Genomic DNA, 24,467 nt, shown 5'->3' on the forward strand with positions numbered 1-24,467 from the left:
ATCCGGAGAGATTTCTCGTTATAAACAGCAAACAGCAGACACAAACAGAACAGTCCGACCGACTCCTTCGAACTCCAATTCATCCACAGGCTTTTTCCACAGAGGACAAATAGAACATTCCGCGCCTCAATCTGCCATTTTACCCCATATCACTTAAAATTCACCACTTTTTAAAGAAAATATCAGCAAAAATTTTTGTGTTTCTCCTCAATCCACTATATTTGTATACAATTTTGGTACAAAATGACGGAAGAAGATAAAAAGCTATTGAACACTTTCGAAGGAAAGCTGAGGCATTTTATGTATTTATACGAAGAATTAAAGAAAGAAAACGCCTCTCTCCGACAGCTTCTTGCCGAAAAAGAAGTTGAAATATCCGAACTTCAAAATAGCCGGAAAGAATTAGAAGCCATGTATACCAATTTAAAAACAGCTCGCATAATCAGTATCAACGACAATGAACTCCGCGATACGAAACAGAGATTGGCGAAGCTTGTGCGTGAAGTCGACAAATGTATCGCTTTGCTGAATGAATAATCTAAACGGTGAAAAGAACATGACGGACGACCAAATGAAAATACATCTGCTGATTGACAATGAACGATATCCCCTGATCATCAAACGTGAAGAGGAACATTTATATCGGGATGCAGCCAAACAGATTGACTATAAACTAAACAAATACCGCAATAAGTTCCCAAATTTCAATACTGAGAAGTATTGGGTGATGACAGCTCTGGAACTGGCTTTTGAAAATATGTCTATGAAAGACCGTAATGATACGCAACCTTATCTCGAAAAGCTTAAACAGCTGGAAGAAGACATAGACGAATGTATCAAAAAAGAAAGTGAGTAAGCGTTTAGTGTACAGAAGATAGGAAAACATTTGCGCACAAGCTTGATGCCGGGAATATAACCCGACTGATAGTTTGTGCGCTTTTTATTTATATATTTAAACTAACTTGTAATGTTGACATTAGTAATATTGACGGTCATTGCCTTTCTGGTTGGAGGGGCACTTTCGTATTGCTTTTTCAAGTATGGCTTGAAAGCGCGATATGATAAAATTATAAAAGAAGCGGAAACAGAGGCCGAGGTTATCAAGAAAAACAAACTTCTGGAGGTAAAGGAGAAGTTCTTGAACAAGAAGGCCGACCTGGAAAAGGAAGTAGCTCTGCGTAACCAGAAAATCCAGCAGGCAGAAAACAAGCTGAAACAGCGTGAAATGGTTCTGAACCAGAAAAACGAAGAGTTGCAGCGTAAACGTAACGAAAACGAGGCTATCAAGGAAAACCTCGATGCCCAGCTGGTTATCATCGACAAGAAAAAAGAAGAACTGGATACACTCCAGGCTCAGGAACGTGAAAAACTGGAAGCTCTCTCCGGACTTTCTGCCGAAGAAGCAAAAGAACGCCTGGTAGAATCACTGAAAGAAGAAGCTAAGACGCAGGCTCAGTCTTATATCAACGATATCATGGACGATGCCAAACTTACAGCAAACCGTGAAGCCAAACGCATCGTTATCCAGTCTATCCAGCGAGTTGCTACAGAAACAGCTATCGAGAACTCGGTAACTGTATTCCATATCGAATCAGACGAAATCAAAGGACGCATCATCGGTCGTGAAGGTCGTAACATCCGTGCACTGGAAGCTGCGACCGGAGTGGAAATCGTAGTAGACGATACTCCCGAAGCTATCGTATTGTCAGCATTCGACCCCGTCCGTCGTGAAATTGCCCGCCTTGCCTTGCATCAACTGGTTACCGACGGCCGTATCCATCCGGCACGTATTGAAGAAGTGGTTGCCAAGGTTCGCAAGCAAGTGGAAGATGAAATCATCGAAACCGGTAAGCGTACGACAATCGACCTGGGTATACACGGTCTGCATCCTGAACTGATCCGTATCATCGGTAAGATGAAATACCGTTCTTCTTACGGACAAAACCTGTTACAGCACGCCCGTGAAACAGCCAATCTGTGTGCCGTCATGGCATCCGAACTGGGACTTAATCCGAAGAAAGCTAAACGCGCCGGACTGTTGCACGATATCGGTAAGGTACCCGACGAAGAACCTGAATTGCCACATGCACTGCTGGGTATGAAGCTGGCCGAGAAGTATAAAGAAAAACCCGATATCTGCAATGCGATCGGTGCTCACCACGATGAAGTGGAAATGACCAGCTTGCTGGCTCCTATCGTACAAGTTTGCGATGCTATCTCTGGTGCTCGTCCGGGAGCACGCCGCGAAATTGTAGAAGCTTACATCAAGCGTCTGAACGATCTGGAACAACTGGCCATGTCTTATCCGGGTGTTACAAAGACATACGCTATTCAGGCAGGCCGAGAGCTGCGTGTCATCGTAGGTGCCGACAAGATAGACGACAAGCAGACAGAAAGTCTGTCGACTGAAATCGCCAAGAAGATTCAGGATGAAATGACTTATCCGGGACAGGTTAAGATCACCGTTATCCGTGAAACTCGTGCGGTAAGCTTCGCTAAATAATGCCAAGACAAGCAATCATTCGAAAGAAAAAGATTAAAGCGAAAGCATTTACTCTGCAAAAGACATATTACAAGTAAATAAAAGAGCCGTATCATTACTCCCAAAATATTGAGGTATATGATACGGCTCTTTTTCTGTTTTTTCAATAACATACACAGTTTTGCCTCCAAATGCCAGCATCTTTGTGGAAAATCTTCAAGAGTTTTTTCAGATATACGGGCTCATAACTTTCTCCGCACAAGCATATCCTTCTTCGTATAGCGCACTCAGTTTTTTCACATCCTTCTCAATCCGGTTCACGACAACAGGCTGCTCGGGACGAATGACAATAATACTTCCCTCATCTTCCATACGCTCCACCATCGCAAGCTGTTCGTTGTAAACCCGACAACGGTGACTCAGTACCACACGCAGACGCGGATAACGGGTGTAAATGAATCTCGGAATCCGAATATCCTTTTCCGACTTGCGATAACCTCTGTTGCGGGTCAGTACTACAACATTCTGCTTATATCCCTGATTGATGGCACGTAACACAGGAATAGAATCGACAATTCCTCCGTCCAGCATCGGGCGTCCGTCGACATACGCAATGGGACATACATAAGGCAGGCTGCTCGATGCCTTCGCTATGGCTACCAAACGCTCCTTATCCTCCTTTTCCTCCAGATAACAAGCACGGCCGGTCACACAATTCGTCGTAACCATTTCAAAACGTGCCGGATTCTTAAAGTATGCTTCATAATCGTACGGCAGCAGTTCTTCGGGAAAGATTTCGTACAACAGCTTCTGATCGAGTATGCTATGCTGATACCACAAATACTTCAAACCTATATAATGATATTTTTTCATCATATCGATATTGCTGTATTTGGCACGTCCGCGCTGATGAGACATATAAGAAAGTCCGTTACACGCACCGGCGGAGACCCCGATACCATATGGAAACTCGATATGATGATCCATGAAATAATCCAGAACACCGCAGGTAAACACCCCACGCATGCCTCCTCCTTCGAGCACCAGGCCCATATTCTTCAAATCTAGTTTCATAGTGCACAATAGTTTAGTTTCACAAAGATACATTTTTTAGGAAAATGCTTAGGACATTATTCAATTTAATTTCCTATTTTTGCAACACTTATTACAATAAATTTACTTTAACAATAACAATATGTTTGATTCATCAGTATACCGCAACCGCCGTAAGGCACTAAGAGAGAAAGTTAGTAGTGGTATTATCCTGATACTGGGAAACAATGAAGCCCCCGCCAATTATCCCGATAATACATATAAATTCCGTCAAGACAGTTCATTTCTTTATTTCTTCGGCCATTCGCATCCGGGATTTGCCGGCGTGCTGGACGTAGACGCCAACGAAGATTATTTCTTCGGCGATGACGTGACGATGGATGATATTATCTGGATGGGCCCACAGCCCAGCGTAAAAGAACTGGGAGAACGCGTGGGTGTGGAGAAAAGTTTTCCGTTTGCACGACTGAAAGATTTCGTCGGAAAAGCTATTTCACAGCGACGCAAAATACATTTCCTGCCTCCTTACCGTTACGACAACATGATGTTGCTGGAAGACCTGACGGGAATCCGTGCATCCATGACCAAGCAGCATGCATCTTTGGAGCTTATCAAAGCTGTCATCAGTCTGCGTGCCGTAAAGGAAGCGTGTGAGATTGAAGAAATAGACAAGGCCTGCAACATCGGTTACGAAATGCATACGGCTGCCATGCGCCTGTGCAAACCGGGTGTTTCGGAACAATATATTGCCGGAATCCTCGACGGCATTGCTGCATCATACGGCAACATGGTATCGTTTGCCACCATTCTTTCGCAGAACGGACAGACGCTTCACAACCACGACCACAGCCAGATTCTTCAGACAGGACGTCTGATGCTGACTGATGCGGGCGCAGAAAGTGTTACCAACTACTGCTCCGACCACACACGTACCATACCGGTAGGCGGAAAGTTCACCAGCCGTCAGCGCGACGTATACAGCATTGTGCTGGCTTGCCACGACCGTGCACTGGAACTGACTCGCCCGGGAGTGACTTACATGTCCGTACATCTGGACGTATGTAAGGTACTGGCTCAGGGATTGAAAGACCTGGGACTGATGAAAGGTAACGTCGACGAAGCAGTAGCTGCCGGAGCACATGCACTGTTCATGCCTCACGGACTGGGACACATGATGGGTATCGATGTACACGATATGGAAGATCTGGGACAATGCTATGTAGGTTACGACGATGAAACCCGTCCGTCCGATCAGTTCGGACTGGCTTCGCTGCGTATGGGACGCCGCTTGCAGGAAGGTTTCGTCATCACCGACGAACCGGGATGCTACTTCATTCCGGCACTGATAGACAAATGGAGAGCCGAGAACATCAATACAGAATTCCTGAACTTCGACGCCATCGACAAATTCAAGGATTTCGGCGGTATCCGTCTTGAAGACGATATTCTGATTACTCCAGAAGGTTCGCGCTTTACAGGCGAGAAACACATTCCTATCACGATAGAAGAAGTGGAAAAGATTATGAACGAATAATAAACAATTAAATAATAATTAAAAACCTAACAGAAAACAATGAACAAATTAATTGCCATTTTGGCTTTGGGCGTATGCTTCAGCAATGTATATGCCAAGAGTCCGAAGAAGAACAAAGCGGAAGAAGGTTTTGTGTTTACAACAGTAAAAGAAGTTCCTATCACCTCTATCAAAGACCAGAACCAGTCGAGCACTTGCTGGGCATTCTCAACACTGGGATTCCTCGAAGCAGAACTTCTGCGTGCCGGAAAAGGTGACTTCGACTTGTCTGAAATGTTTGTCGTACACAAGACCATGGAAGACCGTGCCGTAAACTACGTTCGTTACCACGGCGACGCTTCATTCTCTCCGGGCGGAAGCTTCGAAGACATTGTATATTGCTACGAAAACTATGGTATGGTACCGCAGGAAGCTATGCCGGGCATCATGTACGGCGACTCTCTGCCTAACCATAACGAACTGGATGCTGTAGCTTCTGCATACATGAACGCTATCGCCAAAGGCAATCTGAAGAAACTTTCTCCGGTATGGAAAAACGGTATTCAGTCTATCTACGATACTTATCTGGGTGCATGTCCGAAGGAATTTACTTACAAAGGAAAGACTTACACTCCGAGAACATTTGCCGATGAAGCTCTGGGCCTGAACATGGACGACTATGTTTCACTGACTTCTTATACTCATCACCCGTTCTATACTCAGTTCAACATCGAGGTACAGGACAACTGGCGTAATGCGCTTTCTTACAACCTGCCTATCGACGAACTGATGGCTGTTATGGAAAATGCCATCAACAACGGTTATACTTTCGCATGGGGTGCCGATGTAAGTGAACAAGGCTTTACACGCGACGGTGTGGCTGTTTGCCCGGACGCAGAAAAAGGTGCCGAACTGACAGGTTCTGATATGGCACGCTGGTTGGGTATGAGCCAGGCCGACAAGCGTAAAGAGCTGACAAGCAAACCACTTCCTGAAATCACAGTTACTCAGGAAATGCGTCAGCAGGCTTTCGACAACTGGGAAACTACCGATGACCACGGAATGGTAATCTATGGTATCGCTAAAGACCAGAACGGAAAAGAATACTTCATGGTCAAGAACTCATGGGGTACTGAAGGTAAATACAAAGGTATATGGTATGCTTCAAAAGCATTTGCTGCTTACAAGACTATGAATATTCTGGTAAACAAACATGCCATCCCTGCCGACATCGCCAAGAAACTGGGACTGTAATTGGATAATATAGACCAATTATAAATAATTAAACGGTTAATCCCCGAAAATAAATACGGGATTAACCGTTTTTTTCTTTCTTTTTTTCTAATTTTACAGATTGAATAACCAGGCAAAGAAAAAGAGAAACGGCTTGATACCTGTCTTGACCTGGTTCCTGAAAAAAGAAAAGAAAGAAAAAACATATATAAATGAATTACAAATGGAACTATCAACCTCCGACACTCGAACAGCGGGAAGCAGCTAGGGCACTGGCTAAGGATATAGGCATCAGTCCTATATTATGCCGTCTGCTACTGGAGCGCGGTATCACTTCTACCGCCGAAGCCAAACGATTTTTCCGACCGCAACTGAGCGAACTGCACGATCCGTTCCTCATGAAAGACATGAGCATTGCTGTGGAACGGCTCAACAGGGCTATGGGACGGAAAGAACGGATTATGGTGTACGGAGATTACGATGTGGACGGAACAACGGCCGTCGCATTGGTATACAAATTCCTTCAGCAGTTCTATTCGAACATCGACTACTACATTCCCGACCGTTATAACGAGGGGTATGGAGTTTCGAAGAAGGGAGTGGACTACGCCGCCGAAACGGGCGTAAAACTGATTATTGTATTGGACTGCGGCATCAAGGCTGTAGAGGAGATTGCATATGCCAAGGAAAAGGGTATCGACTTCATCATCTGCGACCATCATGTGCCCGATGACGTGCTGCCACCGGCTGTGGCTATCCTGAACCCTAAACGGTTCGACTCGACTTATCCGTACGATCACTTGTCGGGCTGCGGAGTGGGATTCAAATTCATGCAGGCTTTTGCCGTGAACAACGGGATAGAGTTTCATCAGCTTACCCCGCTGCTGGACTTGGTTGCCGTGAGCATTGCCTCCGATATCGTGCCGATTATGGGCGAAAACCGGGTGCTTGCCTATCACGGACTGCGTCAGCTTAACTCGAACCCGAGCATCGGACTGAAGGCTATCATCGATGTCTGCGGACTGGCCGACCGGGAAATTACGATGAGCGACATTGTGTTCAAAATCGGCCCGCGCATCAATGCTTCCGGACGCATACAGAACGGGAAAAAGGCGGTCGACCTGCTTATCGAAAAAGACTTTCAGTCGGCTCTCGAAAAGAGTAACCAGATCAACCAGTTCAATGAAACCCGTAAGGACCTCGACAAGACGATGACCGAAGAGGCAAACAAGATTGTAGATCATCTGGAGAATCTGTCGGAACGACGCTCCATCGTAATTTACAACGAGGCTTGGCACAAGGGAGTGATCGGTATCGTCGCTTCCCGTCTGACGGAGATTTACTACCGTCCTGCCGTGGTACTGACACGTACCGACAACCTGGCAACCGGTTCTGCACGTTCGGTTTCGGGATTCGATGTGTACAAGGCTATTGAAAACTGCCGCGACCTGCTGGAAAACTTCGGAGGACATACCTATGCTGCGGGACTTTCTATGAAGATTGAGAACGTACCGGAGTTTACACGGCGCTTCGAGCAATATGTAACCGACCATATTCTGCCGGAACAGACCAGCGCAACCATCGACATTGATGCCCAGTTGGATTTCCGCGACATCACCCCGAAGTTCTTCTTCGACCTGAAGAAGTTCAACCCCTTCGGGCCGGATAATCCGAAACCGGTCTTCGCCACCCTGAATGTCTATGACTACGGTACGAGCAAGGTGGTAGGACGCGATCAGGAACACATCAAGCTGGAACTGGTAGACAACAAGTCGAACAACGTGATGAACGGCATCGCGTTCGGACAAAGCTCGCAGGCACGCTACATCAAGACCAAACAATCGTTCAACATCTGTTACACGATTGAAGAAAATACGCACAAACGTGGAGAAATCCAGTTACAGATAGAGGACATCAAGCCCTCTTTCCAATAAACAAAAATGATGAATGAAGAACTGCTTCCGGCAGGACATTTCTTCATTCATCATTGTTCATTTCAGCACCTTCTTTCATAACTTTTCAATCGACAACGTGGACTACAAAAGCATACTGAAGCAATATTGGGGATACGACAACTTCCGTGGCATACAAGAAGATATCATCAACAGCATCGGAAGCGGACGCGATACTCTCGGACTGATGCCGACGGGAGGAGGTAAATCCATCACCTTTCAGGTTCCTGCCCTTGCCCAGCCCGGACTATGCCTGGTGGTTACTCCACTCATTGCCCTGATGAAAGATCAGGTACGCAACCTGCGCGACCGCGGTATCAAAGCCATTGCCGTTTATTCGGGCATGACGCGTGAAGAAATCCTCGTGGCACTGGAAAACTGTATCTTCGGCGATTACAAGTTTCTCTATATCTCTCCCGAACGACTGGACACGGAGATTTTCCAGACCAAGCTGAAAAGTATGAAAGTCAGCATGATTACCGTCGACGAATCACACTGTATTTCGCAGTGGGGATACGATTTCCGACCGGCATACCTGAAGATTTCAGAAATACGCAAGCTGCTCCCCGGCGTACCCGTACTCGCCCTTACAGCCACTGCCACCCCCGAAGTGGTAAAAGATATTCAGCAACGACTGGCATTCAAGGAAGAAAACGTGTTCCGGATGAGCTTCGAACGCAAAAACCTTGCCTACATCGTACGCTGCACGGAAAACAAAGCCGAAGAACTTCTCCACATTCTGAACAGTGTGGAAGGCTCGGCTATCGTCTATACACGCAACAGGAAGAAGACCAAAGAGGTTGCACAATTTTTGAATGCACAAGGAATTACCGCCACATTCTACCACGCCGGACTAAACAATGATACCAAAGACCAGCGACAGAAGGGCTGGATAAACGGAGAATTTCGGGTAATGGTGGCCACCAATGCCTTCGGTATGGGTATCGACAAGCCCGATGTCCGTCTGGTAGTGCACATCGATTTTCCAGATTCCCCCGAAGCCTATTTTCAGGAAGCGGGACGTGCCGGACGCGACGGACAGAAAGCGTATGCCGTTCTGCTGTATGCCCGCAGCGACAAAACCATCCTGAACAAACGTATCACCGATACTTTTCCCGAAAAAGACTATATCCGTCAGGTATACGAACACATCAATTATTACTATCAGATGGCAATGGGCGACGGACTGGGCTGCACATATGCCTTCAACATCGACGAGTTCTGCCGAAACTTCAAGCATTTTCCCATTCAGGTAGACAGTGCATTGAAGATTCTCACCCGTGCCGGTTATCTGGAATACACCGACGAGCAGGACAACGCCTCCCGACTGATATTCACTTTACGACGCGACGAATTGTACCGCATCCACGAAAGTAGTCAGGAAACGGAAAATCTGATTCGTATCATCTTGCGCTCCTATACAGGTGTGTTCAGCGATTATGCTTACATCAACGAAGATACGCTTGCTTTGCGAAGCGGACTTTCACGCCAGCAAGTGTATGAAACGTTGGTATCGCTCACCCGGCAACACATCTTGCACTACATACCAGGAAAGAAAACACCTTATATCATCTATACCCGCGAACGTCAGGAAAGTGAACGTATCGTGCTGAGCCGGGAAGTTTACGAAGACCGGAAGGCAAGTTACGAACGGCGCATCAAAGCCATGCTCGACTATGCTGATGCCGAACAACAGTGCCGAAGCCGTCTGCTCCTGCAATATTTCGGTGAAAAGAACGAACACAACTGCGGACAGTGCGATACCTGTCTTGCCAAACACGCTTCCGGACTGAAACAGGGAGAGTTTGAAGATATCCGCAACGAAATCATGTCTATGCTGCAAACGCCCCGTTCCTCACACGAACTACTGGAAAACCTGCCCGGCGACATAGAAAAAAACAAGAAAACTCTGTCGTACCTGCTTGCAGAAGAAGTAATCAGCCAGCAGGATGGAAAACTATTTATCTGCAAATGAACATATTTACCGAACCTTTGTTATATTAAAAAAATACAGAGTATGAAATCAACGTTATCAATTTTATTACTGGGCCTGGCCGGTTTATTCACCTCGCAGCCCGCAAATGCCTGCACAGGCATCACACTGAAAAGTAAAGATGGAACAACCATCGTAGCACGTACCATCGAATGGGGAGGAAGCGACCTGAAAAGTCAGTACATCATTGTTCCGAGAGGATATACGGCACAATCGTATACACCCGAAGGAGTGAACGGAATGAAGTTCACGGCACGATACGGATATGTAGGTCTGGCGGTGGAACAAAAGGAATTTATCGCGGAAGGCGTGAACGAAGCCGGACTGTCTGCCGGACTGTTCTACTTCCCTGCCTACGGAGAATACGAGAACTATAACGCAGCAGAGAAAGAAAATACCATATCCGACCTCCAACTGGTTTCGTGGATTTTGGGTAACTGTGCCACACTGGATGAAGTAAAAGAGGCGGTAAAGAATGTGCATGTAGTCAACATCGACCCGCGTTCGTCTACCGTTCACTGGCGATTCACCGATCCGGCCGGCAAACAACTCGTACTGGAGATAACAGGCCAGACCCCGCACTTCTTCGAAAACAACTTAGGTGTGCTGACCAACTCTCCGGGCTTTGAATGGCAGCTTACCAACCTGAACAATTACGTGAACCTGTTCCCGGGAACGGCTCCGGCACAAGACCTGGGCACTACCCCGCTGAAATCGTTCGGAGCAGGAAGCGGATTCTTAGGCATACCGGGCGATGTAACCCCTCCTTCACGTTTCGTGCGCGCAGCTTTCTACCAGTCGACTGCTCCGCAACAGGACACTGCCGAAAAGACTGTACTTCAGGGATTCCAGATTCTGAACAACTTCGATATTCCGGTAGGCATCGAATTTCCATTAGGACAAGTACCGGCCGACATTCCGAGCGCCACACAGTGGACATCGGCTACCGACATGGCGAACCTGACCATCTATTACCGCACGATGTACAACAGCGCGATACGCAGCATCGACCTGCGGACCATCGACTTTGCCAAGGTGAAATATCAGGCTATCCCGCTGGACAACGTTACTCAGCAACCCATCCAGCAGATCAAGGTATCTCCATCTCCCAAGTCCGGTCGCAAATAGTGAGATAATCCATTTCGGGCCGAGTCCCGAAAACCAACGCATAAAACGAAGTATCTCTCTGCTTCAAACGAATTATCTGTTTCATTAACTCGTCCTCTACGGGTGGCATTTCGAAATCGGAAATCATCACGACGTCCGAACGATGCCACCCGTTTGTCTGTATCATACGGATGGCTTCCTTCAGCGCTGGAGCCATATTGGTTCCACCATCGAAACGATAATTCAGAAAATCGGCCAGTAACGGAAAGTCGGTACGCAAATCTTTTATCAGCATACAACGAATATCCTCGGCAAAGTTGATGATATAACACTTGCGATGCGTACTGTCTACCAGCTTCGCCACTGCCAGCAAAGCCGATTTTGCCAGCATTTCACGCTTACCCTGCATGGAGCCGGAAGTATCCAGACAAACCACAAACGGCCCCTGACCGCTCACGGGCTTTCTACCTTTCTGAAGTGTCGAGCTGTCTTCTGCCGAACGGCTGTCGAATACCTGCAGGCGTTTTTCCACAAACTTCTGCATAAATACCGGACGAAGTGCCTCATCCGTCAGGTAACAATACTCCGTCGGGAGCAGATGATTCAAATCGTTTCCCAATGTTACTCCCTCGATATCGCTGCGCACGGCATGGCGCACCAGTTGTTCTTCACGAATACCTCCCAGCGGGTCGAAGCTGCGCTTCTCTCCCTTGCTGTGCTTTCCTAATATCCGAACAAGTTCACGGATATGACGGTTCTGTTCCATCACTTTTTCATAGGGCACAACACGACGGTAAAGTTCCGGATGATTCAGCAACAGCCACCTGACGCGCGAGCCCGTCACATCCTCCACTGTTTTCAGTCCGCTCTGCTTGTCGAGCAGAACAAATCCCTCACACAGCGATTCAATGTGATGATACTGATAATCGTATTCCTTATTCGTAAGGAGGCGATGCCATTTATCCAGAAAAAGTTCCTGCAAGCGTTTCCGTTCCGGACTCAGCAAAGGCAGCCGTTCCAGCCGTTCGATGTAATAAGGCACGTCGAGCTCGGCAAGCGAATAACGCTTGCGAAAAGCCGACTGCATGCGGTAAAGAAAATCGAGGAAATCGGACGGCAGCAACTGTTCGTGCTCGTAAAACACCTCCCACTCGGGTGTGTAGCGCGAATAAAACTCCTGCAGAGATGGAGCCGTCTTGCGGTAATACTCCCAGATTTCCCCTTCCAGCTCTCCCGGACGCACCGTCCCGTACTGCAAAGCCTCGCCCAGACACTTAAAGCACCTGCTCCGAAGCTCCTCCAAATAAGTCGCTTTCAGATCCTTGATCCGGATACTCCTCGTTCTCTTTTCGGTACGCATGTTTTAGCTCATCAAGTTCATTTTTATACTTCTCCAGCGAATCGTGCTGCATGCACAGCATGTCTTCCATCGTCCGGCGTTGTTTCTCGTTCAGGAACAGGTGGTTCCGGCAGTATTCCCTCTCTGTTTCGAAAAACTCCCTGCTGCCGGCATCCACCCGCGAAAGCAGTTCCTCCAATTCCCGGAAACGTCTGGTCAGGTCACTTTCCGGACGTACCTCGATAGCCGGAAGCGGTTCTGCATCGGCGTTGCAGCGCAAAGGATACTCATAATTGTTGATGAACACCGAACGTCTTCCCTTGCGCAGGGAATAAATCTTGTTCTGAGGTACCTTACCTCGCATGGAAAGGTCGTACTTCTTCAGAATGAAACATTGCGACTTGTACTTGTCTTTATGCAGATAAAAGAGTTTTCCCGTATCGTCGAGCGACTGGAAATCGGAAGCAAACATCAGCAAGCGTCCTGCCAGCCGCACCCGATCTATCTGATAATAATACGAGTCGACCAGCATCAGTCCCGGATCGTGACTCTCACGAACCGTACCCGTTGCCTTCAGTTCCTCTTTCAGTGTCTGCAACTCACGGTCCACTCCCTGCAAGTTCAGCAGGTACCCTTCGGCACTCTGACGTATTGCCGCGGAAAGCATTTCCTCCGAAACATTCTTCTGCGTCACGTCGCTCCACAGGCAATGTACCAGCAACAGACAGTCCGACAGACGGACGGCCTCCGAACCGTTCAGGAAAGCCGATGCACGCAGCAGCTTGACCATCTTCTTCCAGCGGCGGTCGGATACATACAGCGGAAGATCTGCCGACTCATCATTCTGCAAGCGACGGTTGTATTCCTCTATCTTTTCCTTCAGCAGATGAATCACTTCGAAAATGGAATAATGCAAGGTAATGCCTGCTATCTGCTGCTGCCATCCGCTATACTCCTCGTCGCCGATGGCAAGTTCCTCCGATACACACGGCTCGCTCTCGTCGGCCGAAGCAATCATCCGGTCGAAATCGGACAAATCTTCCACCCCTGTCACCATGACACGCAACAGAAAACGGTCCCACAAAGCCTCCAGTCCCTGACCTACCGCCGGCAACTCATTCGATGCCGCCACCAGTCCTTTAAGCGGAAGCTGCATCGTCACCCGTCCGTTGCGGAAAATCTTCTCGTTGATAGCCGTCAGCAACACATTCTGAATAGCCGGTCCCGCCTTCCAGATTTCGTCAAGAAATACCACCGTAGCCGAAGGCAGATACCCTTCGGTCACACGTTCGTACGTATCGCCTTCCTTCAGTTTCGAAATGGAAACCGGTCCGAAAATCTCATCGGGCGTACTGAAACGCGACATCAGATACTCGAAAGCCTCTCCACCGCGGAAAGCCAGTTTCAGGCGGCGTGCCACCATACTCTTTGCCACTCCCGGAGGTCCCAGCAGAAAGATGCTCTCGCCTGCCACGGCAGAAAGCAGCGACAGCGCAATGACATGCTCCTTGCCGAACACCCGTTCGTTCAACTGCTGCAACAACTGTTGTATGCGTAATCTCAAATCGTCCATGCTTTAGGGTTTTAATTGATTTTTCTTCGCCTGCCAAGCCACCCTTCCCGTCTGCATCACGACAGAAAGAAATATCAGTCCCAGTCCGGTATAAAAACTGAAGTTCAAGTCCTTTGCTTCCCGAAAGATAATCATTGCCAGAATGATGCTGTAAATAGGCTCCAGATTGTAAGTGAGATTGAACGTAAACGCCGAAATCTTCTTCAGCACCTGTATCTGAAGAATATACAACAGAACGGTACACACTGAAGCAAACACCAGCAAATAGCCGAAATCGGTAGCCGAAGGCAATATGGTAGGTACAGGAAAGAAATACAGATACAAAGGCAACATGCAGGTCAGGCCCGCAAATCCCCCTCCCATTTCATAGAGCAAGGTAATGCCCGACGGATAACCCGATGCCACTTTCTTGTTGCAGATGGTAAACAAGGAAGCCAGTGCCGACGACACCACTCCCATGAGAATACCCGTCCGATAACGGGTATCGAAATGAAAGATGAGCACAATGCCCGCCACTCCTATCAGACTGAATACGATTTCGCTTGCCGATACGCGGTGACGGTTGATAAGCGGATCGAACAAGGCGGTGAAGAAACTCATCAGCGACAGGCAGACCACCCCGATAGATACGTTCGATGCCTTGATACTGCCATAGAAAAACAGCCAGTGTACTGCCAGCAACAATCCTACCGAGGCAATACGCAGAGCATCGCGAACTGGAAGTTTACGCAGTTTCTTCAGCAGGAAAAGTACGATATAAAACAACACACCTGCAAAAAGCATACGATACCACACCAGCAGTCCCTCGTTCAGGGTAATCAAACGCCCGAATACTCCCGTACCTCCGGCTATCAGTACCGAAAGATGAAGTTTGATAAAAGCCTCTTTCATTCGTCTTATTTTTTGTCGGCGCAAAGGTACAAAACAATTTTGTAGCACAGGAGGCGAACGGATGCAAAAACATCCTTACTCAATCTTCATGGTCTGCATCTGCTCCTTGGTTGTTCCGAAACGCTTGCCGTACCAAGTCCAGTAGTACGTGGCAGCCCAGAGAAACAAGCGTTTGCTCAGCGGCATGGTGGCACGTATCGTACGGTAACTCCCGCTTCCGACAGATTTCGCCAGTTTCTTGACCGCTCTGACCGCTACATAACGGAACGGGGTGCCAAGAATCGCTTCTCCACTTCCCAATGCCAGCACCGAACCTATCTGATAGCCGTTCTTCCGGCAGAAGAAACGAAGCATCTTCAAGGCGATATCGTTTTGCTGATGCTCCAGAAAACCGCAGTTAATCAGGATAGACACAATTGGTTTCCGCTTCGGAGGATTGGCTTCCAGATGCTTCAGGAAATTCAGGAAACCTACCGGAAGCGAATCGGCATAAAGCGGAAACACCAGCAACACATCGGAATACTCCGACATCCTCCGGCAGAGTTCGGCATGATTGCTCTTCGATATATTGAAATAGTCTGACGGCAACTGACAGTTGGCCGAAAAGATTTCGGCATATTGCCGCGAATTAGATTTCGGTGCCCTCGGGCTGCCGTTCAGAATCAGCACGTTTCCCATTTTTCCACAATTTCTTTTACCACATCGTTCAACATGGCCTCGGTTGCAAACTTCACTTCATAACTCTCAAAACTCATATTGATGGCATTACGGGCTATCAGTTGCCGGAAAATCTCCTGCTCTTCGGGCGAGATGTCACCGTAGGCAAGAATCGTGGCTTTCTTCATCGTCACGGCACGCTGTACGTGATGCGTTTCTCCCTTGTGGATGCGTATAAAAGCCTGCTGCACGGGGATGGCACGCTCCAGCATGGTTTTCATCACGCTGTCGTAGCCGCCGTAACACAGCCGACTGACATACAGTACCGTATCGCTTGCGGCGATATACGGATAAACCCGGGTGGCGTCGTCACGAATCACACATTTGCCCGGCGTCTTTGTCCAGCATCCAAAGCATCCCATGCAGTTGGCTATCCGCAGGGATGACAAATCGATATATTTCACCGCCTCGTTCTTCAGAAAACTTACGTCGACAGGGCGGTCGGTCATAATCAGTTTCATACTCTTTCTGTTTATGTTTGAAAGAACTTCAAATGTCTTTTAAACGGCCAAACCGTCTAAATCAGAACAAGGGTACTTTCACTTTAGTTCACAACCAGCCTGCCGTATATGTTTTTTTATGAAAATATTAGTTAACTGAATATGAACGGAAAAGCACAGTAACCTTTTTTAGACATCTATACCGTGCGTATTATAAAATCTTTACTATATTTGTCACCGACCTTATTCATTAAAAGCCCAATAAGGGCTTACGCATTAACAAAAACTGCTTATACTATGGATAGAACAAACGTTATCGGAGAAAAGATTAAAGGTCTCAGAATGGCCAAAGAAATAAGTCTGGATGAACTGGCAGACCGTACCGGCCTCGCCATCGAACAAATAACCCGCATCGAAGAAAATATTGATATTCCGTCGCTTGCTCCACTGGTAAAACTGGCACGCGCCTTGGGAGTACGTCTGGGAACCTTCCTCGACGACCAGCCCGACGAAGCCGGTCCGGTAGTATGCCGGCGCGGAGAAGCTGACGATACCATCAGCTTTTCGAACAATGCACTCGACGCCCGGCAGCATCTGCATTATCATGCCCTGTCGCGCAGCAAGACCGACCGACACATGGAGCCGTTCATTGTCGACATCGATGCAGACGGGAACAGTGAATTCAATCTCTCGGCACACGAAGGAGAAGAGTTCATCATGGTACTGAAAGGAACGCTGGAAATTAACTATGGCAAGTATACGTATCTGCTGGAAGAAGGAGATACCATTTACTATGACTCTATCGTACCGCATCACGTTCATGCGTTCGAGGGACAGGAAGCCCGCATCCTGGCCGTTATCTATACTCCCATCTGATAAACCGACTGCGTATGATACAATTATCGGAAAGAACATTGGGCGACTGGCTGGAGCACTGGGCCGCCGAAACGCCCGACAAGGAATATATCGTATACTCCGACCGTAACCTGCGTTTTACGTGGAGTCAGTTCAACCGCCGTGTAGACAATATGGCAAAGGGATTGCTTGCCATCGGCATTACGCACGGCACGCATGTAGGAATATGGGCACGAAACGTCCCCGACTGGCTGACGTTTCTTTATGCCTGTGCCAAGATTGGTGCGGTAGCCGTTACCGTCAATACCAACTACAAGCAGGCGGAGCTGGAATACTTGTGCGAGAACTCGGACATGCATACACTTTGTATTGTCGACGGAGAAAAGGACAGTAACTTTGTGGAAATGACGTACCGCATGCTTCCCGAGCTGAAAACATTCGAGCGTGGTCACATGAAAAGCAAACGTTTCCCGCACATGCGAAACGTCATCTATATCGGTCAGGAAAAGTATCGCGGCATGTACAACACGGCGGAGATTCTGCTGCTGGGAAACAACATCGACGATACGGTACTCGACGAGGCAAAGAAAAAAATCAACTGCCACGATACAGTAAACATGCAATATACTTCGGGTACGACGGGCTTCCCAAAGGGAGTGATGCTTACCCACTATAATATTGCCAACAACGGATTCCTGACAGGAGAGCACATGAAGTTCACTTCCGACGACAAGCTCTGTGTCTGCGTACCGCTGTTCCATTGTTTCGGGGTGGTGCTCGCCACCATGAACTGCCTGACGCACGGCTGTACGGAAGTCATGGTAGAACGGTTCGACCCGCTGCTGGTGCTCGCTTCCATCCATAAGGAACGCTGTACGGCACTCTACGGGGTACCGACCATGTTCATTGCCGAACTGAACCATCCGATGTTCGACCTGTTCGACCTGTCCTGCCTGCGCACGGGTATCATGGCAGGATCTCTCTGTCCGATAGAGCTGATGAAGCAGGTGGAAGAAAAAATGTTTATGAAGGTAACCAGCGTATATGGTCTGACAGAGGCCTCGCCGGGCATGACGCACAGCCGCATCGACGATCCGCAGGAGGTACGCTTCACTACGGTAGGACACGACTTCGAGTTTACAGAAGTAAAGGTTCTCGATCCGGAAACGGGTGAAGAATGTCCACAAGGCGTACAGGGCGAAATGTGCAACCGTGGATACAATACCATGAAAGGGTACTACAAGAATCCGGAAGCTACTGCCGAAGTAATAGACAAGAACGGCTTCCTGCACTCGGGCGACCTGGGTGTAAAAGACGAGAACGGTAATTATCGCATCACGGGACGTATCAAGGACATGATTATCCGTGGAGGAGAGAATATCTATCCGCGCGAGATAGAGGAATTTCTCTATCAGATGCCGGGCATAAAGGATGTACAGGTGGCAGGTGTCCCCTCAAAAAAATACGGTGAGGCGGTGGGAGCCTTCATCATCCTGCACGAAGGATGTACGATGAACGAATACGATGTCCGTGAGTTCTGTGAAGGAAAGATTGCCCGCTACAAGATTCCGAAATACATTTTCTTTGTAAAGGAATTCCCGATGACGGGAAGTGGAAAGATCCAGAAGTTCAAACTGAAGGATTTAAGTCTGGAACTTTGCCGGCAGCAGGGCATTGAAGTGATTTAAGATTATAAAAAAAAGGTCGCCTCAAAATAGAATTGCAGAAGTAAAATCTTACATACAGATTGAAACTTAGAAATAAAAAATCTCCTACAAAAGTAGGAGATTTTTATGTTACCGGCACATACAGCCTGTTTGTTTATCAGCTTATTTTACAATTTTCACCAGAATCGTCTTGCCATCCGGCTCGCCTTTGGTATTGTAAGTTTCCGATTTTACCAGACCGATACCTTCGGCATACCATTCAGTCACACGGATAGTTTCCGATTTCAGCACAATCTTTGTACGTTTCAGGTATGAAATCTTGATACAATCGAACTTACCGGCAGTTGTACTGACCTGTTCCGTTCCCATGTAAGCTGCGCCCGAAATAGTCACTTCATTCTTCAACATGTTTGAAATCAGCGAATAAGAGCGGTCAGGAATAGCTTCACCTGCATTGGCCTGCTTTTTGATCGTGAAAGAATTATCCCCTTTCAGCTTCAAATCGTCTGCCATAGCCTGACGTGCCTTCGAGTCATATTTGGCCGGATCGGAATCCGATTTGATATAAGGGCCGTACATCAAGTCTTCCTGACAGGTAGTTACATTACCATCGTAACTCCAGTTATAAAGTGTATAGCTGGTATTGTTCTTTGTCTTGTTGGTTACAATCTTAGCCAAGTACTGCGCACTTGCTCCTGAAGCGTTATTCACCCCATTATATACTGTAACCGTTTCGTTCGACAGGCTTTGTCCCGCCTCATCATAATTTACGTAGTGCAATTCTGTACCATTAGTTGTACAGAAATATTGTGCCTGCATGGTATGGCATGCCAGCAAGGCTACAATGGCCAACAGCATCTTTTTCATAATTTATCTTTTTTAAATTCACAGCTTTATTGTCGTGCAAACATACGAATTTCTTTTCAGCAAACATATTCATTAAGTTAATTTTCTCGTTATCTTTGCAACACATTAACATAAAAAGATAAAATTATGGGCTTATTATCATCCTTATTCGGAGGAAGCAAACCGAGCGAAGACCAACAAGCTAAACAGGAAAAGAAAAATTTCGAAATCCTGAAATACGACGGCATACGCGCACACAACATGCATCAGCTGGCTTATGCCATAAAATGTTTCGAACAAGCCATAGAGCTGAACGATGAGCCGGAAACATTACAACTGCTTGCTAATGCTTACGTGGAAGCGGGACGTACCGACGATGCACGCATCACTCTCGACCGCCTGATTGATAAGACTCCCGAAAACGTAAAAGGTCTGCTGTCGCTGGCCAGCATCTGCTACATGCAGGAAGATTACGAAAGCATGGACGACGCTTGTCAGAAAGCCATCAAGCTCGACGAAACCAATGCCCTTGCCTACTACCTGGCAGCCAAGGCTGCACGTGGCATGAAGAACGACTTGCAAGCTATCGTCATGCTGACTAAGGCTATTGCCCAGAACGAAGAATATGCCGCAGCCTATCTCCTCCGTGCCGAGGTCTTGTGGGACATGCGTCAGGCTAAAGATGCCATGGGCGATCTGGAAAAAGTCCTTTCCATTGCTCCCGAAGAAGAAGATGCTCTCTTGCTGAAAGGAAAGATACATGCGGCACTCGGTGAAACTCAGGAAGCCTATACATGCTTCGATCAGGTACTGGAAATCAACCCGTTCAATGAAAAGGCTTACTTGCTGAAAGGAGAAATGCTGGCTGAACAGAAGGAATTCGACAAGGCCGTCGAACTGTATACCGAAGCAACTGAACTGATGCCTCAGAATGCTGTCTTCTATCAGGAAAGAGGACGTATCCGCCTGCTGAAAGGAGATAAGGACGGCTCGGTGGAAGATATGAAAAAAGCAATCGAACTGAATCCTGAAAACGAAAAGCAGATTACAGGAAATTACGACAACTTTAAGCAGAACGCTGCTCCAGGTATATACTAAGGCAATACGGGACTATTATCCTGACTAAAATACAAACATTAAAATAAACTCCGCTCCTCAACCGAACTCTTCTTCAATCCCGGAAACCGGCCAACCCCGTTTTCCGGGACACAATAAAAAAGGAACAACATATTATCATTTACTTCCAACCGAATCCGGTTTCTCTTGCAGGCAGTAATAGGCGATAACTTTTTTTTATGACAGATTCTCGAACGGAAGTCGTACCTTTGCAGTACGAAAACCAATTTAATATTTACAATTATGTATAAATCAATTATTCGTCCCTGGTTATTCCGTATCGATGCAGAGAAAATCCACAACCAGATTATAACCATGCTTCATGTATATCGTCACCTGCCCCCGGTAAAAGGTCTGATCCGTTCGGCTTACCGTCCTAAGGCTGCTCCCTTCCAGTGGCAGAACCTGACATTCGGCAACCGTGTGGGACTGTCTGCCGGTTTCGACAAGGAAGCAAGTTGTTTCGACGAATTAAGTGATTTAGGCTTCGGGTTCCTCGAAGTAGGAACGGTTACCCCCGAAAAGGTTGCCGGAAACCCCTCACCGCGCATCTTCCGCCTGCCGCAAGACCATGCCTTAGTATCCCGTACCGGCTTCAATAATCCCGGAAAAGCTGCCGTACTGGAAAACCTGAAACGGAAACGAAACGGAAAATATATACTGGGTGTCAATATCAACAGCAATCATCCGGCAGACGAAGCCCTGGCTGTAGCGGAGGTTACCGACCTGTACGATACGTTCAGCACGTATGCCGATTACTATACCATCAACTGGGGAAGCATCGCTCCCGAGATACTGGGTACCATACTCACTGCCCTGACTGACGAGAAGCAGCATGTACGCAAGCCCGTCCTGCTGAAACTTCCGGCTGATATTCCTCTCGAAAAGCTGGACGGCATCATCAACTTTGCCTGCCAGCATCACGTCAGCGGATTCATCGCTACCGGACCGACACAAGACCGCTCGCTGCTCATCCACTCCAGTCAGTCGGAAATCACTCAGGTAGGTGCCGGAGGTATCAGCGGACTGCCGGTCATCCACAAGTCGGTAGAAGTTGTCAAATACCTTTCCGCCCATGCCCCCAAAGACATGCTGATTATCGGAGCTGGAGGCGTCATGACACCGCTGGAAGCCCACAACATGCTCAAGGCAGGCGCACATCTGGTACAGATTTATTCAGCCTTCATCTACGAGGGACCGGGCATCGTGAAACGTATAGCGGAAGCGTTACCTTCACAGCAAAAATAAACCTTCCTCTGTTGCCGCATAAAAAAAACTGACCCCCCATCACAGGCGAGTCAGTTTTTATTAATTATAAGAGTTTAACTAAAAAAAATTACTTGTTTAAGCCAAAATAGCCGTCCCATGCATCGTCAATCTGGAGATAATAGTAATCGTAACCGGTTACATCATCGATATCCAACGGATCATCATCATCATCAGGATCACCAGAACCTGGAAGGTCCGGTGTCTTTTTTGTACCGATTGAGTAGAAATGATTGCGGGTAATGGAATAACCTTCACTATTATCAACATTACTATCTTTAAGTGGAACAGCTTTTATCATCTGGCCATCTGTACCCCAATACACAATGTTCAGTGCATTCCAGCCATCATGTGAAGTATTCTTTGCAGGGAATGGAAGCAGGAAGCAGCTACCAAACAAGGTATTGCTCTTACATTCGATGTTGTCATCCATATATTGTTTCACGTCATCATCCATTTCGTCTGGCAGTAAAAATCTCTTATTGTCGGTTTTTTCTTTCCCATTACTTTTTCTTGAGAAGATATAAGAACCTCCGTTTGATGCAGCATCAAAATTGCTCGTATTATCTGAATTAAAAGTAAAAGTCAACAAATCTGTGTTAGAAAAGCTATCATTAGTATATCCATTATATGCTGGATTCAACTCACCATTCTCACCTTTATAAGGGAAATACAATCCTTCCACATTTATAATGGTAGAAATAGTGATTTTTCCAACTTTTTTGTTCAATACATAAGCAGGTACATTTTCCAGATAAACCAACATACCGGCTACCTGACGTTCGAGAGTAAGTGTATTTTCTGCTGTAAACAACCCATGTTCATTTACACTTGCCTCAATGGCTCCTGAAAAAATCTCCTCAGGAAACTTTTCCGGATTATTTGTAGTGTTTATTGCACATTTCAAGCCGACAATATCAACCATTTTTGGTTCTTCTTGACCTTCAACCTCGACCTCCTTTTGCTGATTCGTCAAAGTATAGGGAAAAGTTGTTCCGTCTGCTGCATTGTATCCATACGCAATAATCTTATTAATTCCTTGAGACAATCCCGACAGTTTAATTTTTATCGTCTGGTTGCTCGCATAGCTGCTTAAATTTCTCTGCAGCACATACTCATTCAATGTTGTTTCTGTAACATCAGAGTTGTCTACCGCAGTAACTTTTACATTACCATCAAGTGCTCCTGCATTATTATACACCCTAAAGCCAATACAGTTTACATTGTTTCCACCATCCGTAGTAGCAACTGTAGGATTAAAATGATCGATAGGACGTGCCGCACGTGTAGTAGCACTCGACAATGCAATTTCAACGATACCTTCGCCCGGTTTAAGCTGTTCAGTACCATTGTCACTTTCCACATAAACAATCTTTTCATTGGTACATGCCGTAAAAGCCATCATAGCAGCCCCCACAGCCATCATTAAAAATTTTGCTTTCATTTTTTACTTATATTTAGGTTAAACATCTATCTTTCCATCAGTCTATTTCTCCAGATTATGCACTGCATCCCAGCCGTCATCCAGTAAAACATAAATGTTTGTATTACTTGTACTCTCATCATATACATAGCGTAACACGGTTATTTTATTGCGCTCTATTTCTACAGAAACAGTTTCAAGATTGATCACAGGCTCCAGCATTTCTGGCTCATCATACAAATCTGCATCTACCGTACTACCGGACGAAGTGGCAGAAGGCGACAAAAACGTACTGCTTACAAACTCCGATGTCCGGTTTTTCCACTCCGTATAGGTTACTACTGTTTCCGGTTCCGAGTAATTCAACTCATAATCTACATTTCCGGTTACTCCACTGACCGTTTTCTTAGACCAACCTATTTCCGGAGGAAAATTTAATGCCTGAATAAGCAGCTTCCCCTTAATCCGCTTCAACTTCACTACATAACTGTAATTCACTTCATCATAGAGTAATTCATCGGCAGTCATATACACATCATATCCTTCTACATGTCCCTGATGCAAATCATAAGTGCCAAAGCGACCATCTGCAACAATACCATCTTCTCTGAGAATATTTCCCCATACCACCAATCCATAACGCCCGAACGGAAGATTTTCCGGCAAGTAGGCAGTAGCCATTGAAGCATCTCCTTCTACATCGTGTAAATGGCGAGTAAAAACAATCTCACCGGTTTCCAGATCATAGAGCGCATAAAACAACTTTTGGATATAACTCCGAAAGCTCATGCTTTCATCCTTACGAAAATCCAACCCGGTCTTTTCTTCGATAAAGTCAATATTGTCATAATTCTTGTCTTCAATATCAATCATCACTTGCAGAGGCGGACAAGGCAATATTTCATCACGGATACATGATGTTAACCCAACCATGTGTATCATCAGTACCCAGCAGACAAGATATAATCTATTCTTTTTCATAACTTCCACTTCTGTTAATG

At 46.8% G+C, this 24,467-nt stretch carries 21 protein-coding genes; 12 read left to right on the top strand and 9 right to left on the bottom strand.

The features are described from left to right. The first annotated feature begins 243 nt into the window (after positions 1 to 243). From WKT12_RS07010 to rny, 3 genes are all read left to right on the top strand, one after another. Positions 244 to 537, top strand: coding sequence for a hypothetical protein (locus WKT12_RS07010; protein WP_021971370.1), 294 nt, complete (start codon positions 244 to 246; stop codon positions 535 to 537). Positions 538 to 556: 19 nt separating this feature from the next. Beyond that, the gene (locus WKT12_RS07015; protein WP_021971369.1) at positions 557 to 856 is read left to right on the top strand and encodes a cell division protein ZapA; all 300 of its coding nucleotides are present in this window, start codon (positions 557 to 559) and stop codon (positions 854 to 856) included. A gap of 111 nt (positions 857 to 967) precedes the next feature. Next, on the top strand, positions 968 to 2,503 hold the full coding sequence (rny, locus tag WKT12_RS07020) for a ribonuclease Y (protein ID WP_021971368.1): 1,536 nt from the start codon (positions 968 to 970) through the stop codon (positions 2,501 to 2,503). A gap of 207 nt (positions 2,504 to 2,710) precedes the next feature. On the opposite strand, the gene WKT12_RS07025 is transcribed toward rny, so the two are convergent. Continuing rightward, complete coding sequence (locus tag WKT12_RS07025; protein WP_021971367.1) at positions 2,711 to 3,556, bottom strand: patatin-like phospholipase family protein; 846 nt, start codon at positions 3,554 to 3,556, stop codon at positions 2,711 to 2,713. Between the two features lie 121 nt (positions 3,557 to 3,677). Between WKT12_RS07025 and WKT12_RS07030 the strand changes: the two genes are divergently transcribed. The 5 genes from WKT12_RS07030 (at position 3,678) to WKT12_RS07050 (ending at position 11,354) form a co-directional block, all read left to right on the top strand. Continuing rightward, entirely contained in the window at positions 3,678 to 5,069 is a 1,392-nt protein-coding gene (locus WKT12_RS07030; RefSeq protein ID WP_340319237.1) for an aminopeptidase P family protein, read from the top strand. 39 nt (positions 5,070 to 5,108) lie between these two features. Then, on the top strand, positions 5,109 to 6,302 hold the full coding sequence (locus WKT12_RS07035) for a C1 family peptidase (RefSeq protein WP_021971365.1): 1,194 nt from the start codon (positions 5,109 to 5,111) through the stop codon (positions 6,300 to 6,302). 191 nt (positions 6,303 to 6,493) lie between these two features. After that, on the top strand, positions 6,494 to 8,215 hold the full coding sequence (gene recJ, locus WKT12_RS07040; RefSeq protein ID WP_021971364.1) for a single-stranded-DNA-specific exonuclease RecJ: 1,722 nt from the start codon (positions 6,494 to 6,496) through the stop codon (positions 8,213 to 8,215). A 97-nt stretch (positions 8,216 to 8,312) separates the two neighbouring features. Beyond that, positions 8,313 to 10,208, top strand: a complete 1,896-nt coding sequence (locus WKT12_RS07045; protein WP_340319258.1) for a RecQ family ATP-dependent DNA helicase — start codon at positions 8,313 to 8,315, stop codon at positions 10,206 to 10,208. A gap of 42 nt (positions 10,209 to 10,250) precedes the next feature. Continuing rightward, a complete protein-coding gene (locus tag WKT12_RS07050) occupies positions 10,251 to 11,354 on the top strand; it encodes a choloylglycine hydrolase family protein (RefSeq protein WP_340319238.1) in 1,104 nt (367 codons plus the stop codon). Here the strand turns inward: WKT12_RS07050 and WKT12_RS07055 are convergent. From WKT12_RS07055 to WKT12_RS07075, 5 genes are all read right to left on the bottom strand, one after another. Further along, positions 11,317 to 12,693 (bottom strand): VWA domain-containing protein, encoded by a 1,377-nt coding sequence (locus WKT12_RS07055; RefSeq protein ID WP_340319239.1) that lies wholly within the window; start codon positions 12,691 to 12,693, stop codon positions 11,317 to 11,319. The two genes, WKT12_RS07050 and WKT12_RS07055, sit on opposite strands and share 38 nt — an antisense overlap. Continuing rightward, entirely contained in the window at positions 12,608 to 14,245 is a 1,638-nt protein-coding gene (locus WKT12_RS07060) for an AAA family ATPase (protein WP_340319240.1), read from the bottom strand. The genes WKT12_RS07055 and WKT12_RS07060 overlap by 86 nt, the downstream gene beginning before the upstream one ends. Before the next feature lie 3 nt (positions 14,246 to 14,248). Beyond that, complete coding sequence (locus tag WKT12_RS07065) at positions 14,249 to 15,136, bottom strand: DMT family transporter (protein WP_021971359.1); 888 nt, start codon at positions 15,134 to 15,136, stop codon at positions 14,249 to 14,251. Positions 15,137 to 15,211: 75 nt separating this feature from the next. After that, positions 15,212 to 15,814 carry a hypothetical protein gene (locus WKT12_RS07070; RefSeq protein WP_021971358.1) on the bottom strand — a complete coding sequence of 201 codons (603 nt, stop codon included), beginning with the start codon at positions 15,812 to 15,814 and terminating at the stop codon, positions 15,212 to 15,214. Beyond that, positions 15,799 to 16,314: a flavodoxin family protein gene (locus tag WKT12_RS07075; protein ID WP_340319241.1), complete on the bottom strand. Its 516-nt coding sequence runs from the start codon at positions 16,312 to 16,314 to the stop codon at positions 15,799 to 15,801. Before WKT12_RS07075 ends, WKT12_RS07070 begins: the two co-directional genes overlap by 16 nt. A 276-nt stretch (positions 16,315 to 16,590) precedes the next feature. Here WKT12_RS07075 and WKT12_RS07080 point away from each other — a divergent pair, with 276 nt between their 5' ends. After that, on the top strand, positions 16,591 to 17,169 hold the full coding sequence (locus tag WKT12_RS07080; protein ID WP_021971356.1) for a helix-turn-helix domain-containing protein: 579 nt from the start codon (positions 16,591 to 16,593) through the stop codon (positions 17,167 to 17,169). 14 nt (positions 17,170 to 17,183) lie between these two features. Continuing rightward, entirely contained in the window at positions 17,184 to 18,836 is a 1,653-nt protein-coding gene (locus tag WKT12_RS07085; RefSeq protein WP_340319242.1) for an AMP-binding protein, read from the top strand. Positions 18,837 to 18,977: 141 nt separating this feature from the next. On the opposite strand, the gene WKT12_RS07090 is transcribed toward WKT12_RS07085, so the two are convergent. Next, positions 18,978 to 19,682, bottom strand: a complete 705-nt coding sequence (locus WKT12_RS07090; protein WP_021971354.1) for a TapB family protein — start codon at positions 19,680 to 19,682, stop codon at positions 18,978 to 18,980. 126 nt (positions 19,683 to 19,808) lie between these two features. On the opposite strand from WKT12_RS07090, the gene WKT12_RS07095 reads away from it, so the two are divergent. Together WKT12_RS07095 and WKT12_RS07100 are read left to right on the top strand one after the other, a co-directional pair. Beyond that, positions 19,809 to 20,759, top strand: coding sequence for a tetratricopeptide repeat protein (locus WKT12_RS07095; protein ID WP_021971353.1), 951 nt, complete (start codon positions 19,809 to 19,811; stop codon positions 20,757 to 20,759). A gap of 261 nt (positions 20,760 to 21,020) precedes the next feature. Further along, a complete protein-coding gene (locus tag WKT12_RS07100; RefSeq protein WP_340319243.1) occupies positions 21,021 to 22,025 on the top strand; it encodes a quinone-dependent dihydroorotate dehydrogenase in 1,005 nt (334 codons plus the stop codon). A gap of 88 nt (positions 22,026 to 22,113) precedes the next feature. Here WKT12_RS07100 and WKT12_RS07105 read toward each other — a convergent pair whose 3' ends face one another. Both WKT12_RS07105 and WKT12_RS07110 read right to left on the bottom strand, forming a co-directional pair. After that, positions 22,114 to 23,487, bottom strand: coding sequence for a hypothetical protein (locus WKT12_RS07105; RefSeq protein WP_340319244.1), 1,374 nt, complete (start codon positions 23,485 to 23,487; stop codon positions 22,114 to 22,116). A gap of 42 nt (positions 23,488 to 23,529) precedes the next feature. Further along, positions 23,530 to 24,447 carry a hypothetical protein gene (locus tag WKT12_RS07110; protein ID WP_340319245.1) on the bottom strand — a complete coding sequence of 306 codons (918 nt, stop codon included), beginning with the start codon at positions 24,445 to 24,447 and terminating at the stop codon, positions 23,530 to 23,532. Between the last annotated feature and the right edge of the window lie 20 nt (positions 24,448 to 24,467).

Origin of the sequence: Phocaeicola sp. HCN-6420 (genome assembly GCF_037890145.1) — a bacterium.
Classification (GTDB): domain Bacteria; phylum Bacteroidota; class Bacteroidia; order Bacteroidales; family Bacteroidaceae; genus Phocaeicola.

Bases quoted from the DNA above. Each gene is read 5' to 3' on its own strand.
- WKT12_RS07010 (WP_021971370.1), top strand. From the start codon at position 244: ATGACGGAAGAAGATAAAAAGCTATTGAACACTTTCGAAGGAAAGCTG.
- WKT12_RS07015 (WP_021971369.1), top strand. From the start codon at position 557: ATGACGGACGACCAAATGAAAATACATCTGCTGATTGACAATGAACGA.
- rny (WP_021971368.1), top strand. From the start codon at position 968: ATGTTGACATTAGTAATATTGACGGTCATTGCCTTTCTGGTTGGAGGG.
- WKT12_RS07025 (WP_021971367.1), bottom strand. From the start codon at position 3,556: ATGAAACTAGATTTGAAGAATATGGGCCTGGTGCTCGAAGGAGGAGGC.
- WKT12_RS07030 (WP_340319237.1), top strand. From the start codon at position 3,678: ATGTTTGATTCATCAGTATACCGCAACCGCCGTAAGGCACTAAGAGAG.
- WKT12_RS07035 (WP_021971365.1), top strand. From the start codon at position 5,109: ATGAACAAATTAATTGCCATTTTGGCTTTGGGCGTATGCTTCAGCAAT.
- recJ (WP_021971364.1), top strand. From the start codon at position 6,494: ATGAATTACAAATGGAACTATCAACCTCCGACACTCGAACAGCGGGAA.
- WKT12_RS07050 (WP_340319238.1), top strand. From the start codon at position 10,251: ATGAAATCAACGTTATCAATTTTATTACTGGGCCTGGCCGGTTTATTC.
- WKT12_RS07055 (WP_340319239.1), bottom strand. From the start codon at position 12,693: ATGCGTACCGAAAAGAGAACGAGGAGTATCCGGATCAAGGATCTGAAA.
- WKT12_RS07060 (WP_340319240.1), bottom strand. From the start codon at position 14,245: ATGGACGATTTGAGATTACGCATACAACAGTTGTTGCAGCAGTTGAAC.
- WKT12_RS07065 (WP_021971359.1), bottom strand. From the start codon at position 15,136: ATGAAAGAGGCTTTTATCAAACTTCATCTTTCGGTACTGATAGCCGGA.
- WKT12_RS07070 (WP_021971358.1), bottom strand. From the start codon at position 15,814: ATGGGAAACGTGCTGATTCTGAACGGCAGCCCGAGGGCACCGAAATCT.
- WKT12_RS07075 (WP_340319241.1), bottom strand. From the start codon at position 16,314: ATGAAACTGATTATGACCGACCGCCCTGTCGACGTAAGTTTTCTGAAG.
- WKT12_RS07080 (WP_021971356.1), top strand. From the start codon at position 16,591: ATGGATAGAACAAACGTTATCGGAGAAAAGATTAAAGGTCTCAGAATG.
- WKT12_RS07085 (WP_340319242.1), top strand. From the start codon at position 17,184: ATGATACAATTATCGGAAAGAACATTGGGCGACTGGCTGGAGCACTGG.
- WKT12_RS07090 (WP_021971354.1), bottom strand. From the start codon at position 19,682: ATGAAAAAGATGCTGTTGGCCATTGTAGCCTTGCTGGCATGCCATACC.
- WKT12_RS07095 (WP_021971353.1), top strand. From the start codon at position 19,809: ATGGGCTTATTATCATCCTTATTCGGAGGAAGCAAACCGAGCGAAGAC.
- WKT12_RS07100 (WP_340319243.1), top strand. From the start codon at position 21,021: ATGTATAAATCAATTATTCGTCCCTGGTTATTCCGTATCGATGCAGAG.
- WKT12_RS07105 (WP_340319244.1), bottom strand. From the start codon at position 23,487: ATGAAAGCAAAATTTTTAATGATGGCTGTGGGGGCTGCTATGATGGCT.
- WKT12_RS07110 (WP_340319245.1), bottom strand. From the start codon at position 24,447: ATGAAAAAGAATAGATTATATCTTGTCTGCTGGGTACTGATGATACAC.